This window comes from Teredinibacter waterburyi (assembly GCF_001922985.1).
GTDB classification, from domain to species: domain Bacteria; phylum Pseudomonadota; class Gammaproteobacteria; order Pseudomonadales; family Cellvibrionaceae; genus Teredinibacter; species Teredinibacter waterburyi.
The window spans coordinates 150,190-166,848 of the sequence record NZ_MRUH01000164.1; the positions used below are offsets into that span (position 1 = coordinate 150,190).

Here is a 16,659-nt window from a genome sequence, read left to right on the forward strand (position 1 = left end):
GCTACCCTTCCATAACCTTCGAATAAAGCGACAAATAATCATCGCAAGTGCGACCAAGCGTAAAGCGTCGGCGAAACTCATCCTCTGCGCTCGCAAGAATATTTTCTTTTTCATTAGACGTCAGCACGGTTGCGCGAGCGAGCGCCATTTCTAGATCACCACATTCGTTATCCTTAAACAGCAGTCCAAGTAGATTATCGCCAACAATTGAACGGTGCTGAGGAATATCACTACAAAGGCAAAGTGTTTTATTTTTAAACGCTTCCAATAGCGCTATCGGCATGCCCTCCGCACGTGATGGCGATACCAGTAGATCTATATGGCTTAGGTAGGCTTCGGCTTGAGGTATACAACCAGCAATATAAACATTAGTTTCTAACTTTAAAGCCGCTAATTTTTTGCTAAATGCTCTACCGTAATCCGAGTCAACTTCACCAACTGCCACATAAAATATCGAGGGCATGCTGTTGCCATACACCTGCTCCTTATCGCGGCTATTTAGGTTTGCACAGGCTTGCAATAGCAAATTTTGATTTTTTCGCTCACACAAGGAGCCGATGGTAGCAACAACAAAGTCTCCCCGTTGTCGCGCCGCGGCTATTGCTTTTAGAACTGGGACATCGCGCTCAACCGGTGTTACTGGTTGTTCACTAATACCGTTTTCAATTACCGATATACGATTAATATCGAAACCTAAATCAACTAGCGGTTGTGCCGCCGCCGCAGATACCGACACAACTGAATCTAGGCTATTCATTATTTGTAAATCTAGCCTGGCTTGCTCTGCGGTTTTGTTACCTCCCCAACCATGCATAGTTTGCACTATGGGTATTCTACGTTTAACTTTTTTGCGTTGAATAATTGCGATAGCCATAAGGCATACGAGCGAAGGAATCGCGGCATGGCTGTGGATAATGTCGACTTCAGCCTGGTCGATTATTTTCGCGAGTTGCACGGCAGCAGAAAAGTTAAGGTTTAAATCTCGCTTGAACAACGAGTCTAGTTGCGCAACCTTAATACCCTGCTGCTCCAATTCGGAAAAATAGTGTTCGTAGCTACAATAACCTTCGTAGCAACGGGCATTAACCGCCGCGACAACTCGATGTCCAAGCCGCTGCTGTTGCAGCATAAGATCGGTAATAACACGACCCGCACCACCTTGGAGAAAAGTAGAAACGTGGAGAATATTGAGTGAACCCGAAACGCCAGACAAATCGCTCACAAAAACTCCAAAACATCGACGGCTTTATTATCTATGTAATAATCTGCGTAAGGCTTACCCATAATCAAGCTGTGGTAGTTTACCCCCCACAACTTAAGTTGCTGCTCGGTCAGTTCACGCCAACATTTACCACTCGCGGCACCGCGCGCAGTAGCAATCACAATGTTATTACCTGCGGCATATAGCGCATTAATTTTTGCCACCATATGCGCCATAGGCTTAGCCTCTTGGTAGGTACAGCACTCGGTACAGAGTGTTCCATCCAAATCGATACAATAGGTTTTTATAGCTGTATCATTAAAGATAATATCTTTCTGGATACGTAGCATGCGTAAACCATTTTGTAGAACTGTATCGAGGTGAGAAATTGGCTTACCCAATTGTTGCTGTACTAGGTAGCGCGGCGTATCGGCACCCGCCTCTACGGACAATGTAAAACCACCTCCGAAACGGGCATTTACTTCCGACACTATTATCGGCGTATTCAGGGAGTTATCAGCTACGCCATCGGGCTTAAAGACTTGTACGGTAATTTGCCCTAAAAGCCCAAGCGTAGTAACTAATCTGGTGGTGTATTCGATAATGTCTCGATCTAAACATACCCGACCACAAACACTTTCACCCTGCTGAGTAAGTTCACGCAAGCGTGGCACCACACTGCATACAGAACCCTTTTCATCTATAAAAATATCGACACTGTATTCCGGCGCATCGATATAATCTTGTATCAAATAGCTGCCATCAAGATTCTCACGCAACGAACACCAACTGGCCCAATCTTTAATCGCAAGCGTATTTTTACTTCCTGATGCTTGCTTTGGCTTCACAAACACTGGCAGATGTTTTTTAGTTACATCATCTGGTTGATAGGTTTTGGCGGTGTTAAATCCATTGTGTTGACACCAGATTGAAAACAGCTCTTTATCCAAACACACATTCAGTGCCGACGATTTAGACACCATCACATGGCAAGCATAGTCGTCTTTTAAGCATTGTTTTATCGTCGACAGCGCTAAAAGTTCTCCGTCACGACTGGGGATAATGAGCGCAATTTTATGGGTTTTTACAAACGCTTTAATCCAGCTTAAATAATCCGCACTATCACTTGATGGAGAAACTTCAAAGCCGTCAAGAAATAGTCTCGACTTAACCAAGACTTGGCTATCAACCCCAAAAATACTGCCGCCACCCTCGTTAAATAGCGCTCGGCGGAAATACTTAATAAGATTGATTTTGTTGGCGACGCTAGTAATCAGAATATTCATCAACCTAGCGCCTCGGCTTTACCCATTAGCGCTATTTTTTCTATAAGCTCACGGCTGCGGCTGCCAACAGCCTGTGCGCCGACAACCCCAAGATCGTTACTAAAGCCATATTCATCAGGACGTTTTTTTATAAATACCTGAAGCTCATCTGATAACGTTTCAAGATTGAACACTATCGGCACACCTAATGTTTCTAGCTGCTTAGCACAGTTAATTTGATTATTGGCCAACACAAGCCCCAAAGTAGGGATACCACAGTAGGTCATTTCGATAAGTGTTTGCCCTGCTCCGCACACCACGAACCATGCGCTCTCTACGCAGCTAATAAAATCCTGTTGTAGGCTATTTAATAAATAGGTTTCGGCGCGGGTCGATAGCTTAGAGTAGTTACCTGTGACAATTATTTTTGTCGTGTCGTCGACGGCTTGCTCGATTTTGGTGAGCACCGACTTAACCTGCGCAGCGGTTTGAGCGGCTCCCAAGGTTAGTAGAATAGACTTATTCTTCGCGAGATCAGCATTGACGTGTAGCGGCCGCAACGCTTTAACGCTAACAGCTTCTTTTAAGTCTCGAATTTCCTCGCGAAATAGTAACGACTCGAGGCCGGTAATAACTTTACTACCGGGGAAGTTTTTGCTCACTAATTGTTGATTAGCAAAGGCATTAATTACCAGCATATCGGCATCAATACCATAGGTGCTGCTACGAGTGTCAAGATCTTCGAAAAGTACTACATTCACTTTAGGCACAAGGTTATTGAAAATACTTGGTAATTCTCCGTACCAATCAATAACAATACATCTACAGTCGGGAATCTGTGTTCCGCGTAATACAACACAGGTATCGGCTAGTCGCTCACGATAACTAGGATCTATATCGCCAACAACACAGACACTAAAGCCACGAGGCAGTAACGCCTCTATAACGGCCAAACAGCGCGTAAAATGACCTGCACCCATTTGTGAATTTGCATCTAGCCTAAAGACAAAGTCTAACATTCGCTTATATCGTCGTGACAAAGGGGTGTGTTTATTTTCTTGGCATGCTGCAGAGGCTTGCCCAAAACGTGATCGTAAAATTTTGGGTGCATCCCCAGTGCGGGCCTTACGACTTTAATATCTTCTTTTGTTATTAGCTGGCCTTTTTCCATATCCCGACAAACATAAATAGAACGTCGGTATTTAAGTGAGTCCTGTTCGCCTTGGCTCGGACCATAGTGAACCGAACCTATCGCCGATTTTATCTGTGACGCTTCTTTTACGAGCTGTGCAAGTTCAGCGGGTGTTGACGAAAACGCCGCATCGACAGCGTTGGAGTCTCGGTCCAATACAAAATGTCGCTCGATTATTTCGGCCCCCATCGCTGCGGCTACAATCGCCACACCAATACCAAGACTGTGGTCAGACAAACCAATCGGAAGTCCAAAGCGAATTTTCATATCGGCAATTGTTGCTAGGTTTGCATCTGCAACCGACGCGGGGTATGCACTGGTACATTTTAATAGGGCGATATCTGTGCAGCCGTTCTCACGCAAATGTGCGACTGCTTCCTCAATCTCTTCACTGCTCGACATGCCGGTCGACATAATCACCGGCTTACCGGTTGCAGCAACTTTTTTGAGTAGTGGAAAGTGATTAATCTCGAAAGAGGCGATCTTGTAACATGGGACCTGCAACGATTCGAGGAAATCCACACTGGTTTCATCGAAGGGCGAGCTAAACGCAATTAAGCCTTGGTCTTTCGCTAACTGAAAAAGTTCAGCATGCCATTGCCAGGGCGTGTGGGCTTTTTGGTACAAGCTATGTAAGTTTTCACCCTGCCATAAACTACTCGCTTCATTTATTTGAAATTCTGGGTTTGTACTGTTAAGTGTTATGGTATCGGCGGTATAGGTTTGCAATTTAATCGCGTCGGCTCCGGCTGCGGCTGCAGCCATAATCATGGCTTTAGCCGTATCCAAATTTTGCGCATGATTGCCGGATAATTCTGCAATTACAAACGGCGCCGCGGCCGCCGATATTTCTCTACCGGCGATAGAAAAAGTCTTATTCACCTTGCGAGGCCTCGCGATTTATTAGGAATGAATGAGCTTCTGCTGTAGCAAGTGCCCGCTGTTCTAATACTTGGTACATTAGCTCAGTATTAAGCCAATCCTCTTCGGTATCAATGTCTTGCACACGAAACCGTGGAATTACCACTACCCGATTTTTACCGGAATTTTCGTCGCGATGCTGCTGTAACGCCATTGCTCGACCCTGCCAAAAAAATTGACCGGCGTCATGATAGGAATCTTCCAAATCTTGGGAGCGAACTAGTTGATTTTCGGGCGAGATCATCTCAAAGCAATCGTCCGTATTCACTCGTAACGCGCGCTGAATGGGAAATGGAAAGCTGGTTACCGCCAATACCCAGCGGGTGCCCGGTTGGTTAAATACATTGTAGCCACGAACAATGTCGTTCGCCGCGATAAGCGGAGCCGTCGCATAAATACAACACACACTTTCAACCGGCAATAGTGCAGTATCACACCACTCCACCGCATGTTTGATTACATCGGCAATAACACAGTAATCATCGGCAAGTTCTGCGGGGCGAATAAACGGCACATCTGCGCCACAATTTTTCGCTATCGCAGCTATTTCATCGTCGTCGGTAGAAACAATAACTTTATCGAACAAACCACAATCCCGTGCCGCCGCAATGGAATAGGCCAACATAGGCTTGCCACAAAATAATTTTATATTTTTTCGTGGAATGCGCTTGCTGCCGCCACGCGCAGGAATGACAGCAATTCTCATTGCAACACCTCGCGCAAACTAGCGACGATATAATCCTGCTGCTCAAAAGTAAGCTCGGTGAAAAGTGGCAGTGTTAACGCGTTTTTATAATAGTTTTCCGCGACGGGGAAGTCGCCAGGGCGAAAACCTCGCTGGCGATAGAACGGCTGCAAATGAATAGGTATGTAATGCACATTGACACCAACCTGCCGTGCAATCATATGGTCGTACACCGCACGTCGGTTTATATCGCTGGGCAATTCGATTACAAACAAATGCCACGCTATGGTGTTATCAGCTTGAGCTGGCACTAGCTTAACCTTCGTATCGGCCAACAAAGAACGGTATCGCTCCACAAGCTGTTCACGCTTTTTAATAAAGCTCGGTAAACGTTTTAACTGCTCTGAACCAATAGCGGCGTGCAAATCGGTCATTCGATAATTAAAGCCAAGACTATTTTGCTCGTAGTACCAGGGGCCATGAGCATCACTTACATAATTTTCGGGGTTTTTGCTAACGCCATGTTCACGTAAAAGGCGAAGCTTATTCATGAGTGTATCGCTGTTACAACTCACTGCGCCGCCCTCACCTGTGGTCAGGGTTTTAACAGGGTGAAAGCTAAATACCGTGGCATCGCTATAGCGGCAATCGCCAACCGATGATTCGTCAAACCGGCTACCAATTGCGTGGGCGGCATCCTCTATAATATGAAAGCCATACTCATCGGCCAATACCGCAAGTACTTTCATATCGCAAACAACGCCCGCAAAATGCACTACCACTAAAATTTTTGGCAATTTTTTTTCACGCTTCGCTTTGCGTAATTTTTGCTCTAATGCATTAACACTTAAGTTACGAGTGTGGGGGTCGATATCAACGAAGTCGACATCTGCACCACAATAAATACCACAATTTGCCGAGGCGACAAAGCTGATCGGCGTGGTCCAAAGCCTATCCCCCTCTCCTAGCCCCAAGGCTAAACATGCAACATGTAAGGCTGCAGTACCACTGCTAACAGCAACAACGTGTTTGGCAGCACAGTAACTCGCTAATTGCTGTTCGAACTCAGGAACCCGCTTGCCCTGAGTTAACCAACCGGAGGACATTACCTCGGTTAGCGCTGCCATCTCTTCTTCTGCCGTAAATTGGCGCCCGTAGGGAATCACCGGCTACTCCAAATTATTCATGCGTTTAATTTCGTCAATTGACAGAAATACTGGATTTTCACTTGAGTTATAGCTAAACCCACTTGCAACAGGTTTACCCTGCTCGCCAAGTTTGTTTTGCGAATAGTCTTCACGGGTTTCTTTGTTGAAATGAATGGCGGGGCTAATTACAAAATGGTCATCAAATTCGAAGGTGAGGTGAGAATCATCTTCAGGGCACATAACCTCCTTGACCTTTTCTCCGGGACGAATTCCGATAGTGTGTACCGGAAGTTTCGGCGCTACAGCAGCAGCGAGATCAACAATTCGCACCGACGGAATTTTGGGAACAAAAATTTCGCCGCCAGACATACGTGAAAAGTTTTTGAGTACAAAATCGACGCCTTGCTGCAGGGTAATCCAAAAGCGCGTCATGCGCTCGTCGGTAATAGGTAACGACGTAGCGCCCTCGGCCACAAGCTTCTGAAAAAACGGAATCACCGAGCCGCGAGAACAGACCACATTGCCGTAGCGAACCACGGCAAAGCGCGTGTCTTGTTCGCCTACAGTATTATTCGCCGCGACAAATAACTTGTCGGAACACAATTTAGTTGCGCCGTATAGGTTAATGGGGTTTGCAGCTTTATCCGTAGACAAAGCAATAATACGATGAACCTTGTTGGCAACGGCGGCGGCGATAACATTTTCGGCCCCGTTGACGTTGGTTTTAATACATTCCATAGGATTGTATTCGGCCGCGGGCACCTGTTTCAAAGCGGCGGCGTGAATGATGTAATCCACACCTTTACAGGCCTGCATTAAGCGATCGCGGTCACGTACGTCGCCGATAAAATAGCGCATACATCGCTGGTTATACACCTGTTGCATTTCATATTGCTTTAGTTCGTCACGAGAAAAAATAATAATTTTTTTCGGCGAGTAACGATCCAGCAATGTTTTGACATATTTTTTGCCAAATGAACCTGTGCCACCGGTAATAAGAATTACTTTATTATCAAACATTTTGCCGCCATTTCCACAGAACAAGCCATTGGAGTCAATTTATTGTCACTGATGGAATATAGCAGATAATATGCCAATTGCTAGATCACTCAATAGGCGAGAAATGGTCTAGTTGAACGGCGGACTAAAAGGGATTTGCGGGCGTCAGCCTAACCGCGACTCGCGCGGCGCTTAGGCTGACGGTTTAATGGGGTTAGATCACTATTTGTTTGATGAGGTGAAAGGTAAAGATTCAATCAAATTGTCTAAAAAAGAACCAGAGCTATTGAGACCACTAATTATGCGTTCCATAGCAATAAACTGGTTCATCAAACGGTCTTGATAAGCGGTCATACGACGATCTAAATTTTTCTCATCGTCATCGGCTTTATCTATCGTTTTATTGAGATTGTCTTCGCGAATATCAATCAAGCCGTTATTAAGTAAAAATTCGTCCAATACCGATGCCAGCTCACCGGCAAACCCACGGGAAAAGTTGACGGTACCAGAGGTGGCATTTTCACCAATAATCATCGCTAAACCGGCACCCGGTTCACCTAATGCTGGTAATAGCACATTTGCGGAACCAAACCCTGCCACGCCATTCACGGTACCCACAACTTTGACACCCGGCGTGCCAGTAGCTTCGGCTAGACCCAAATCATCTGCGATTGCGTTACTTGGGCTCTTAATCGATACATTAGAGTTTGTTCCGTAGCTATTTGAGATAAGATCAAAACGGTTGTTGTCGGAGTCGTAGCTAACGGTGACGTCTGCACTGGCCGCACTTAACGTTTCGTCGGCATTAATAAGTGTTTGAAGTGCTGCAGCGAGATCAGACTGACTGGCATAAGTCGCGCCTGGCAGGGTAAGCTCAGCGGAAGTTTTGCCATCGACCTCAACTGTAAACGTGTAGACCTTGGCGCTGCTATCAAAATCGGGGAAGACAACACCCGCGTCAATAGCACCGCCTTGATACGCACCGCGCGAGGGTGGCGTGGTAATCACCACATCATACTCACCAGCAATGGTGCCATCGTTGTAACTGTTAATACTAATATCGCTGCTGCTACCTGAGGTTTGTGGCGCAAACAGTTTTTGCACATCGGAAAAGTTGTCGGCAAAAGCGTCGCTAAAACTATCTTCGTCGATACTCAACTTACCACTTAGCTCAGTGCGAATACCGATGCCGGCTAGAGAGGTAAAATTAGAATCGGCCAAGCCCGGAACCGCACCACTAATCAGTGAACGAATACGCGATACCACCGACTTTGCTAATGCATCGTTGGCGAGTGAGCCTGTGACGGTTGTCTTCTTGCCGTCCTCATCTTCTTGTTCGTAGCGCCCTACTGCAGGTTTAATCGCATCTAAAAAGAGGTTAAACGCCTCCACAAATGCGCGAATATTGTCTTCTGCAAAGGCTTTGTCGTCACTCACGGTAATGGTAACAATTTCACCTGGCGACGCTTTTAAAACATCAAACTTCAAACCCTGAACAATATCGTCAATGTTGTTACTTTCGCGTGTTACCGCTAAACCATTGATGGTAAGTTCCGCATCTTGCCCACCTTGGTTTTGCACCAATTGCGAAGCACCGGGCTCATCTAGATTAAAGGCGAAACGTGATAACCCACTGGCGTCTGCATTTGTTGGCGAACCACCGGCTTCGGCGACGCGCACTTCAAGTTCGTTATTCGCGCCAGACGCAGCGTTCAATTGCAGGCGAAAGCCACCGCCGTCATTAACGATTACGGCTTGCACGCCAAAGTCGGCTTTATTAATTGCATCGCGTAAACCCTCAAGAGAGTTATTGGTGCTATCAATGGTAATTTCTACGGAGTCTTCTTCTAGGTCTTGAGCAAATGCGGTAATCACACCATCGACATCAGCCGTGACATTACCAAAACTAAAGGTCAGAGTACCTTCGCCGACGGCGTCGTCTTTATTGGTAAAAACAGCGGATGTTAATGACTGGGATTGCGCGATGGCATTCACTTCGAAATTATAGCTACCGGCCTGGACATCGGTATCGAGTTCAACCGGCACTAAGGCGGTACTATCGGTATAGGAGGCTGTTTTACTAAACATGCCTTCTGGGTCGGTAAGAACTTTGGCAGCATCTTGCAAGGTTGCCATTGCATTGCTGAGCAAACCAAAGTCAGAAATTTGCGCTTCGGCTTTTTCTCGAGTCGAGTCAATTCGCCCCTGTGGACCAGAGCGCTCGATTGCGGTCAGCTGGGTCACCAAATTTTTGGTGTCAATGCCGGAACCCGCACCGAGGGACTGAATAATATTGTTGTCAATCATAACGCTACTCCAGTGATGTTACTGGAACATACTGCGTTCCAGAACATTCATACCTCAGCCAAATTAACAACTGAGACTACCCGCCAAAATTACCGATTTTCGATTACTAGGTTTACTAGCCTACTGAGCTCGGATTTCACCGTTCTATTCCATCAAAGAATAGGCTGTATCAAAACGACATCAGGCGCGCCGAAAAATCGGAGCGCCTTTATTAAGGTTAGTATAGTTCAACTGTCTAGCTACATTAGCCTTGAGCGTTTACCAACCGCAGCTCTCCACCTTCATTCAGTTTGCGTGCCAATTCTAAAAATGCCTCTTCTGGAATTTGTCGAATCAGCTCGCCGGACCCTCCGTCCACCACCTTCACTACGGTTTGATTTAGCTCTTCATCCACCGAAAACTGCAGGTTACGCTGCACGGACTGCACATATTTACTAATCGATGCAACCGCGTCATCTAACTTAGCCTCTGCCTTTTCTGGCTCTTGTGGAGCCTCTTTTGGCGCGACCTTGTTAACCTCTTCCGGCAAATTGTTGCCGTTCGACCGCTGAGCTTCTACAGCCCCCTTTGATGAAGCAGGTACGGCTACTGGCTGACTTGCCGCTACTGTAGTTCGTACTTCAATCATGGGTTATTCCTCATTTTACATCCCGCCTAGCGCTGAGCTGCGACGGGATGTCCCTACAATTAATTTAAAGTTAGGTTAACTCTAAAACTATTGTAGAAGTGATAGAACCTGCTGTGGACGTGCATTAGCCTGAGCCAACATCGCCTGAGACGCCTGCTGGAGAACCTGTGCACGACTCAACTGGGCCGTTTCTGAAGCGAAGTCTGCATCCACAACTCGTGAACGTGCAGCCGAAGTGTTTTCCGAAATGTTGGACAAGTTAGAAACGGTAAAGTCTAAGCGGTTATTAATCGCACCCATGTCGGCTCGGGTGGTGTTGATCTGCTCTAGCGCCGAATCGATAATATCGATGGACTTCTGTGCGCCAGCTGCAGTGGAGATATCAACACTGGCAATAGAGCCAGCACCGGAAGCCGCATTGCGCTCTACAAAGCCAATACCGGCTTCAAAGTTAGCTGCGCTCAGATCATTACCGCGCTCGATAGAGAACTGAGTACCATCGGCAGACTTAAGTGCGATCGAGTCTGTTGCTGTACCAGCAAAGGCAACAACACCTGTTTGATCCGATACCTTGTTGATCGCAACAATTGCTGCAGCGGCTTGCAAGGATGTAGAGCCACCGGTAATAGCGCCAACTTCTACGCCATTAATGATAACGTCGCCTTCATTTAAACCAGCAGTACCAGTGAGAGCAACACTTTGCAAGTTGCCGTTATCATCAGTAGCGTTCAAACCTAAATCGGCAAGTTCGCCAGCGGTAGTATTGGTAATTTCAAGCTTAATACCAGCTTTTTCAGATGAGGTATCCGTTAATACTACGCTGAAGTTAGTACGTGTATCAGCAAAACCTGTCGCCTTATCGGCTGGTGTAGTGGTGTTATCCGCTACGGTAATACTGCTGGCGCCGGCCTGAGATAGAACCAGTTTACCGTCATCACTTAAACCTGCAGTAACGGTGGTGTCTGAGTTAATTTTAGCAATCAACTCATCCATGCTATTGGTATCAGAAATTACAAATGACTGATCATTCGAATCGCCGTCTTCAACGGTAATTGTGAAGGTATCAGTACCTGCAACCAATACACCGGTACCTACCGAGGTTGCTTCCATGGAAACTAGGGTAGAAATCTCTACACCCTTACCGTCCAAGTCTGCGTTTAATACGCCAAGAATTTCATTTACGGTGTTAGTCGTAGCGGCCGTAGAGTCGATTGCTGACATAGATACATCATTAATCTGCACGTCGCCGGCTGCAGTGAATACGGTGGTAAATTGACCTAAAGCTGCAGTTTCATTCGCACCTTCAGCTGCACCACCAACGATATCGCCAGCTGCTCCACCAAGTGATGATGAATTAAACCCGCCAATACCGAAATCGATTGTTTGGTTTGCTTCTGAGCCCACCTGCAAAGCAACATTACCCAGCGAGCCATCTAGAATTTTTTGGCCGTTGAATGAAGTTGTTTCTGCAATACGATCGATTTCAGATTTTAACTGCTGTACTTCTGCGTTTAGGGTCGCGCGGTCAGTATCCGAGTAAATACCGTTCGAAGACTGAATAGACAGTTCGCGCATACGCTGCAAAATGTTAGTTGTTTCGTCCAAAGCGCCTTCAGCGGTTTGAATCAAAGAAATACCGTCGTTCGCATTTCGAACCGCTTGGTCCAAACCACGAATGGTAGATGTCTGACGATTAGAGATAGCGAGACCGGCAGCGTCATCCGCTGCTGAGTTAATTCGCTTACCAGACGCAAGACGCTCACTCGCCTTATCAAGATCGGCACCGGTTTGTAGCAACTGACGCTGAGCGTTTAACGATGCAATATTACTGTTAACTACTAAAGGCATGATAAGCCTCCCATTGATATGTTTTCAAAATGCCAGTTATAAAGAGTACCCGGCCATTAGTATTAAGATCGCCAAAATTGTCTGTTAGCGCTCCATACCAATGGTTTCGGCATAGTTTGAATAAACTTTAGTATGAGTTTAGGGCAGGTATTTAATCGGAAAGGAAACAACCGATAGGATATTTTATCTATCTATTTCAATAACTTACAATCTACATCCGGGTTCGGCTTGGCGTATTTATGAGTAAAAAACTAAAAAAGTTTATTTTTATCTCTAGAATTTTTTATTAACACAAAGCGAATTAGCGAATGAATTTGTTATAAAACAAATCAAAACGCTATATTTTTGACGAACTCGATTTTCGTGAGGGAAATTAATTTTTTAGAGTGTTTATTTGACGCAAATAACAATATCCGGCAAGCGCGTAGATCGTCTGTATAGAATTGAATAAATATAAGCACACAGCCTTCTGAGCTAAAGCAACTCAAAAGGCTGTGTGCTTACTGGCCTGCTAGTTAGTCAAGCCCGAGGGTTTAGCCCTGTAACAATTGCAACACTTGCTGAGGCTGAGCGTTTGCTTGTGCCAACATCGCTTGCGATGCCTGCTGCAGTACTTGCGCACGACTTAGCTGTGACGTTTCTGTGGCGAAATCCGCATCTACAATTCGCGAACGAGCAGCAGAGGTTTTCTCGGCAACGTTAGACAAATTAGACATGGTGAAATCGAGCCGGTTATTGACCGCACCCAACTCCGATCGCGTCGCGTTAATTTGTTCCAATGCTGCATCTGTTACCGCGATAGCTTTTTGAGCACCCTCGGCGGTAGAGATTGAGATACCAGAAACCGAACCGCCGCCCTCAGCGGCATTGCGCTCTTGGAACCCCGTGCGAGCCTGCAACTCATCTGCGGTAATACCGTTACCCGCTTTAATCGAAATTTGCGCACCAGACACCGAGCTCAGTTCTATATTGTCCGTTCCCGCGCCGGCGTAGGCCACTACGCCAGTATCGGCAGACACTTTATTAATCGCCAAGATTACACTGGCGGCTTGTGTAGCGGCATCAGCGCCCGCCGATACAGTACCAACCGAAACACCATTGATGATTAAATCGCCGGAGTTAATGGTAGAGAAATCCGTTGGTGTAGCACTCACCAAGTTCCCTTCGTCATCCTGAACGTCGATGCCGATTGCCAATAGTTCCGCCGCAGAGATTGTTCCTGCTTCAACTTTTACACCGTTCTTACCTGTGCTGGTATCGTTCACCACCAACGAGAAATTAGTCACAACACTTGCCGAATCCATACCGGTAGCACCCTGCGAAGCGGAGCCATCTGCAACCGTTAAGGTTTGCCCCCCCTCAACAGACAAAATCAATTTACCGGCATTGTTAAGCGAAGCATCGACCGTAGTGTCGCTATTAATGCGAGCCACGAGTTCATCCATATTACTCGTGCCAGTAATGGTAAAGGTCTGAGTTGCCGCATCGCCGTCCACCAAAGTCAACACTAGGTTGGAGCTTCCCGCCACAAGCACACCGCTACCAGCACTGCCAGCCTCGGAAGAAATTAGCGTAGACACTTCGGCGCCTTTGCCGTCGAGGCTTGCGTTCATCGCCGAAATTTTGTCGTTTAATGAGGTTCCACCCGTGGTAGAACCAATACTAACGTCATTGATAATTAAACTACCGGCATCCAGAGCGGTAAGCGCGGCTAAGCCTGTACCGGTCGCAGCCTCACCGACAATATCGCCAGAACCACCGCCCAAGGACGACGTGCTAAATCCTGGAATAGATAAATCAATTGTCTGGTAAGCCTCGGCACCCACTTGAAGTGCAACATTGCCAAGACTGCCATCGAGTAATGGCTGACCGTTAAATGATGTTGAATCCGCAATTCGATCAATCTCAGCTTTTAGTTGCTGCGCTTCGGCATCTAACGTAGCGCGATCTTTATCGGCGTAGATTCCGTTAGCCGACTGAATTGCCAGTTCACGAATACGCTGCAAAATATTGGTCACCTCATCAAGCGCGCCTTCGGCGGTTTGAATAAGCGAGACACCATCATTGGCATTGCGAATAGCTTGGTCCAGCCCGCGAACTTGCGACGTCATTCGATTTGAAATAGCCAGACCGGCAGCATCGTCGGCTGCGGTGTTGATTCGCTTGCCGGATGCTAATCGCTCCATCGACTGACTCATATCATTGCCAGAGCTTACTAACTGCCGTTGCGCATTTAACGCGGCAACATTGGTATTAATGACTAAGGGCATAACAATTCTCCTGTAACATGAGTCACTAAATAATTCTCTATCTGCTTTTAAAAAATTCTTCGATAAGAAAGCAGATGAATTTAGCTAAGAATTTGCAACGCCTATGCCAACTTTAAAAAACGCTTATATTTCAGTCACTTCGAAAATAATTTAAATGAAAGCGGCAAATTATTGTCAGCCAAAAGGAAGAAACATTGCCGCTTTTCTAAGCGTTAAAGAGAACGCATTCCGACGGCCAAAACCAATGGTAAGTAAAACTAGAAAGCGACTGTCATATTAAGCAGCGACAGCTCAGGATTAATGTAATGAACGGATTTAAGAGAGGCCTAAGAATTAATATAGAGCGTAAAAAGATCGAGAAATAACAGGGATTTACCACTGTAATTCCACCTAAAGTGTTGGCGAGCGCGCGATAAAAAAACAACCGCTAAGAGAGGAAACCTTGGTCGCCACTAGAGGAGATTACTGACAAGAATAAATACGAAAAATAAAACTGATGCCGCTATAAACGGCTAAATAATGTTAACTGGCTAACCCGTACAAATGCCGATTGAGCGGCTTGCAACACCATAGACTCTGCAGACAGTCGAGTGGCAGCTTCGGCATAGTCTACATCCCGAAGCTTGCTTAACACTTCCGCCATAACGAGTTCAGAATCCAAGTGTAATTGTTCGGTGCTATCTAGCGTATTAAAACGCGCACCTAACTTAGAGGTGGTATTTAAAATACCGGTTTGTGCATTTTTAAGATTATTAAGCGTATTGCCAATCTGCTCTTTTAATAGCGCACGCCCTTCCTCCGTTGCCTCGTAGGACTTCATGCCCTCACTGAAACGCGCAAGCGTGGTTAAAATATCTTGTTTTTCACTCGAATCGATAAAAACCCTATCGCCCGGCTTGGCCAGAACACCATCACTGCTGCGACTTCCTAATGTTGTATCCAGCCCCAATACGGCATCGACCGCCGCAGAACCACCAGCAACACTAAAATCAATGCCCGCAGGCATCTGAATACCAGTATTTGTTGCCGTTAAGCCTAAGGCCGCAAGCTTAGTAGCATTACCGTTAAGCGTAGAATTTAGCACTGCAGACAAATCACCAGTATTGGCAATAGGCCCATCCAAGACAAATGTTTCGCTGCGCCCAGCTACTTGCATGGTGAAAGTTTCATTCGCAGGAGGCGTAAAATCAGCGGGTAATATTAGCGCCGCATCAGCGCCAAAACTACGTGTTGCCGCCGTCGGCGCCTCGCCAGACACTGGGTTGCCAATTATTTTAAACTTAACTCCGTTCAGCTCAATGTCAGAACCCGACACGTAAGGCTGGTTTGCAACAATAACGCGACCAGACGAACGTTCCGTTACCGTGTAATTCTTACCGGCAGGTAACACCGCACTATCGGCGTTAAAACTTACCACCATATCCTTGGGGTAAAATTTATCGAAGGCTTCCTGATCGACAACCTGACCAATATTAATCTGTAATGGTGGGCTAGAGGTGTTACCGCTACTCGCATAGGTAGACACGGTATTGTGCGCACTTTGTAGATCTACAAAGATGCTTTTACCCGAATCAGTTGATGCCACAGTGGTGTTATTGGCTACTTTTATAAACTGCTGGCCTTCATCACCCTGATAACGAAACCCGCTAGATAGTGTTCCAGAGAACGGCTCTTCGCTACTTTTATAGCCGCCAAAAATATAATCGCCATTGGCGTTTTGCGTGTTGAGTATATTTAATAATTCATCCGTTCGGGCATCGACTTCGGAAGCCAGTGCCGAATATTCGGTTGGCGATAAGGTTGCCGTGTTACCGGCCTGTACCGCCAGTTCCTGCATTCTTTGAATAAGATGATTAATACTGGTTAGCGCCGTCTCTTGTGCTACTAAATTATTCTTCGCCAAATCAATATTTTTTTGGTACTGAGTGATATTGGATAACTCAGTATTGAGCTGCATTATTTTGGTGGACGCGACGGGATCTTCCGATGGCGTAAGTACACGCACGCCAGTCGACAGCTGCTCTTGGGTCTTGGCCATAGCTTCATTCGCATCGGCCATACCTTTGTTAGCAATATTGAACATTTGCAATGTTGAAATGCGCATGTCGCACCTATTTGACTTAAGTATTAATGTGGCTAAGCGAAAATTTTTCGCTAGGGGCTAATGGGTAGCCTTTAATAAAGTACTATAAATA

At 46.2% G+C, this 16,659-nt stretch carries 12 protein-coding genes; all 12 read right to left on the reverse strand.

Features of this window, described 5'->3' with window-relative positions:
- Position 1: 1 nt before the first annotated feature.
- The 12 genes from IDZ20_RS12115 to flgL all read right to left on the reverse strand — a co-directional run bounded on the left by IDZ20_RS12115 (position 2) and on the right by flgL (position 16,568).
- The gene (locus IDZ20_RS12115) at positions 2–1,222 is read right to left on the reverse strand and encodes a glycosyltransferase family 4 protein (RefSeq protein WP_188151686.1); all 1,221 of its coding nucleotides are present in this window, start codon (positions 1,220–1,222) and stop codon (positions 2–4) included.
- On the reverse strand, positions 1,219–2,487 hold the full coding sequence (locus IDZ20_RS12120) for an ATP-grasp domain-containing protein (RefSeq protein WP_188151687.1): 1,269 nt from the start codon (positions 2,485–2,487) through the stop codon (positions 1,219–1,221). The genes IDZ20_RS12115 and IDZ20_RS12120 overlap by 4 nt, the downstream gene beginning before the upstream one ends.
- The gene (locus IDZ20_RS12125) at positions 2,487–3,485 is read right to left on the reverse strand and encodes a hypothetical protein (RefSeq protein ID WP_188151688.1); all 999 of its coding nucleotides are present in this window, start codon (positions 3,483–3,485) and stop codon (positions 2,487–2,489) included. The genes IDZ20_RS12120 and IDZ20_RS12125 overlap by 1 nt, the downstream gene beginning before the upstream one ends.
- Entirely contained in the window at positions 3,479–4,540 is a 1,062-nt protein-coding gene (pseI, locus tag IDZ20_RS12130; RefSeq protein WP_188151689.1) for a pseudaminic acid synthase, read from the reverse strand. The genes IDZ20_RS12125 and pseI overlap by 7 nt, the downstream gene beginning before the upstream one ends.
- Positions 4,533–5,285: a pseudaminic acid cytidylyltransferase gene (gene pseF / locus IDZ20_RS12135; protein WP_188151690.1), complete on the reverse strand. Its 753-nt coding sequence runs from the start codon at positions 5,283–5,285 to the stop codon at positions 4,533–4,535. Before pseF ends, pseI begins: the two co-directional genes overlap by 8 nt.
- Positions 5,282–6,430, reverse strand: a complete 1,149-nt coding sequence (pseC, locus tag IDZ20_RS12140; RefSeq protein WP_188151691.1) for a UDP-4-amino-4,6-dideoxy-N-acetyl-beta-L-altrosamine transaminase — start codon at positions 6,428–6,430, stop codon at positions 5,282–5,284. Before pseC ends, pseF begins: the two co-directional genes overlap by 4 nt.
- Before the next feature lie 3 nt (positions 6,431–6,433).
- Positions 6,434–7,432: a UDP-N-acetylglucosamine 4,6-dehydratase (inverting) gene (pseB, locus tag IDZ20_RS12145; protein ID WP_188151692.1), complete on the reverse strand. Its 999-nt coding sequence runs from the start codon at positions 7,430–7,432 to the stop codon at positions 6,434–6,436.
- A 201-nt stretch (positions 7,433–7,633) separates the two neighbouring features.
- On the reverse strand, positions 7,634–9,718 hold the full coding sequence (fliD, locus tag IDZ20_RS12150; RefSeq protein ID WP_188151693.1) for a flagellar filament capping protein FliD: 2,085 nt from the start codon (positions 9,716–9,718) through the stop codon (positions 7,634–7,636).
- 244 nt (positions 9,719–9,962) lie between these two features.
- Positions 9,963–10,346 (reverse strand): flagellar protein FlaG, encoded by a 384-nt coding sequence (locus IDZ20_RS12155; protein WP_188151694.1) that lies wholly within the window; start codon positions 10,344–10,346, stop codon positions 9,963–9,965.
- A gap of 87 nt (positions 10,347–10,433) precedes the next feature.
- Entirely contained in the window at positions 10,434–12,194 is a 1,761-nt protein-coding gene (locus IDZ20_RS12160) for a flagellin N-terminal helical domain-containing protein (protein ID WP_188151695.1), read from the reverse strand.
- 533 nt (positions 12,195–12,727) lie between these two features.
- On the reverse strand, positions 12,728–14,464 hold the full coding sequence (locus IDZ20_RS12165) for a flagellin N-terminal helical domain-containing protein (RefSeq protein WP_188151696.1): 1,737 nt from the start codon (positions 14,462–14,464) through the stop codon (positions 12,728–12,730).
- Positions 14,465–14,966: 502 nt separating this feature from the next.
- Positions 14,967–16,568 (reverse strand): flagellar hook-associated protein FlgL, encoded by a 1,602-nt coding sequence (flgL, locus tag IDZ20_RS12170; RefSeq protein WP_188151697.1) that lies wholly within the window; start codon positions 16,566–16,568, stop codon positions 14,967–14,969.
- Positions 16,569–16,659 lie beyond the last annotated feature (91 nt).

What these genes read in the sequence shown, in the direction of transcription:
- IDZ20_RS12120 (WP_188151687.1), bottom strand. Translation starts at nt 2,487, where the DNA reads ATGAATATTCTGATTACTAGCGTCGCCAACAAAATCAATCTTATTAAG.
- IDZ20_RS12125 (WP_188151688.1), bottom strand. Translation starts at nt 3,485, where the DNA reads ATGTTAGACTTTGTCTTTAGGCTAGATGCAAATTCACAAATGGGTGCA.
- pseF (WP_188151690.1), bottom strand. Translation starts at nt 5,285, where the DNA reads ATGAGAATTGCTGTCATTCCTGCGCGTGGCGGCAGCAAGCGCATTCCA.
- pseB (WP_188151692.1), bottom strand. Translation starts at nt 7,432, where the DNA reads ATGTTTGATAATAAAGTAATTCTTATTACCGGTGGCACAGGTTCATTT.
- fliD (WP_188151693.1), bottom strand. Translation starts at nt 9,718, where the DNA reads ATGATTGACAACAATATTATTCAGTCCCTCGGTGCGGGTTCCGGCATT.
- IDZ20_RS12155 (WP_188151694.1), bottom strand. Translation starts at nt 10,346, where the DNA reads ATGATTGAAGTACGAACTACAGTAGCGGCAAGTCAGCCAGTAGCCGTA.
- IDZ20_RS12160 (WP_188151695.1), bottom strand. Translation starts at nt 12,194, where the DNA reads ATGCCTTTAGTAGTTAACAGTAATATTGCATCGTTAAACGCTCAGCGT.
- IDZ20_RS12165 (WP_188151696.1), bottom strand. Translation starts at nt 14,464, where the DNA reads ATGCCCTTAGTCATTAATACCAATGTTGCCGCGTTAAATGCGCAACGG.
- flgL (WP_188151697.1), bottom strand. Translation starts at nt 16,568, where the DNA reads ATGCGCATTTCAACATTGCAAATGTTCAATATTGCTAACAAAGGTATG.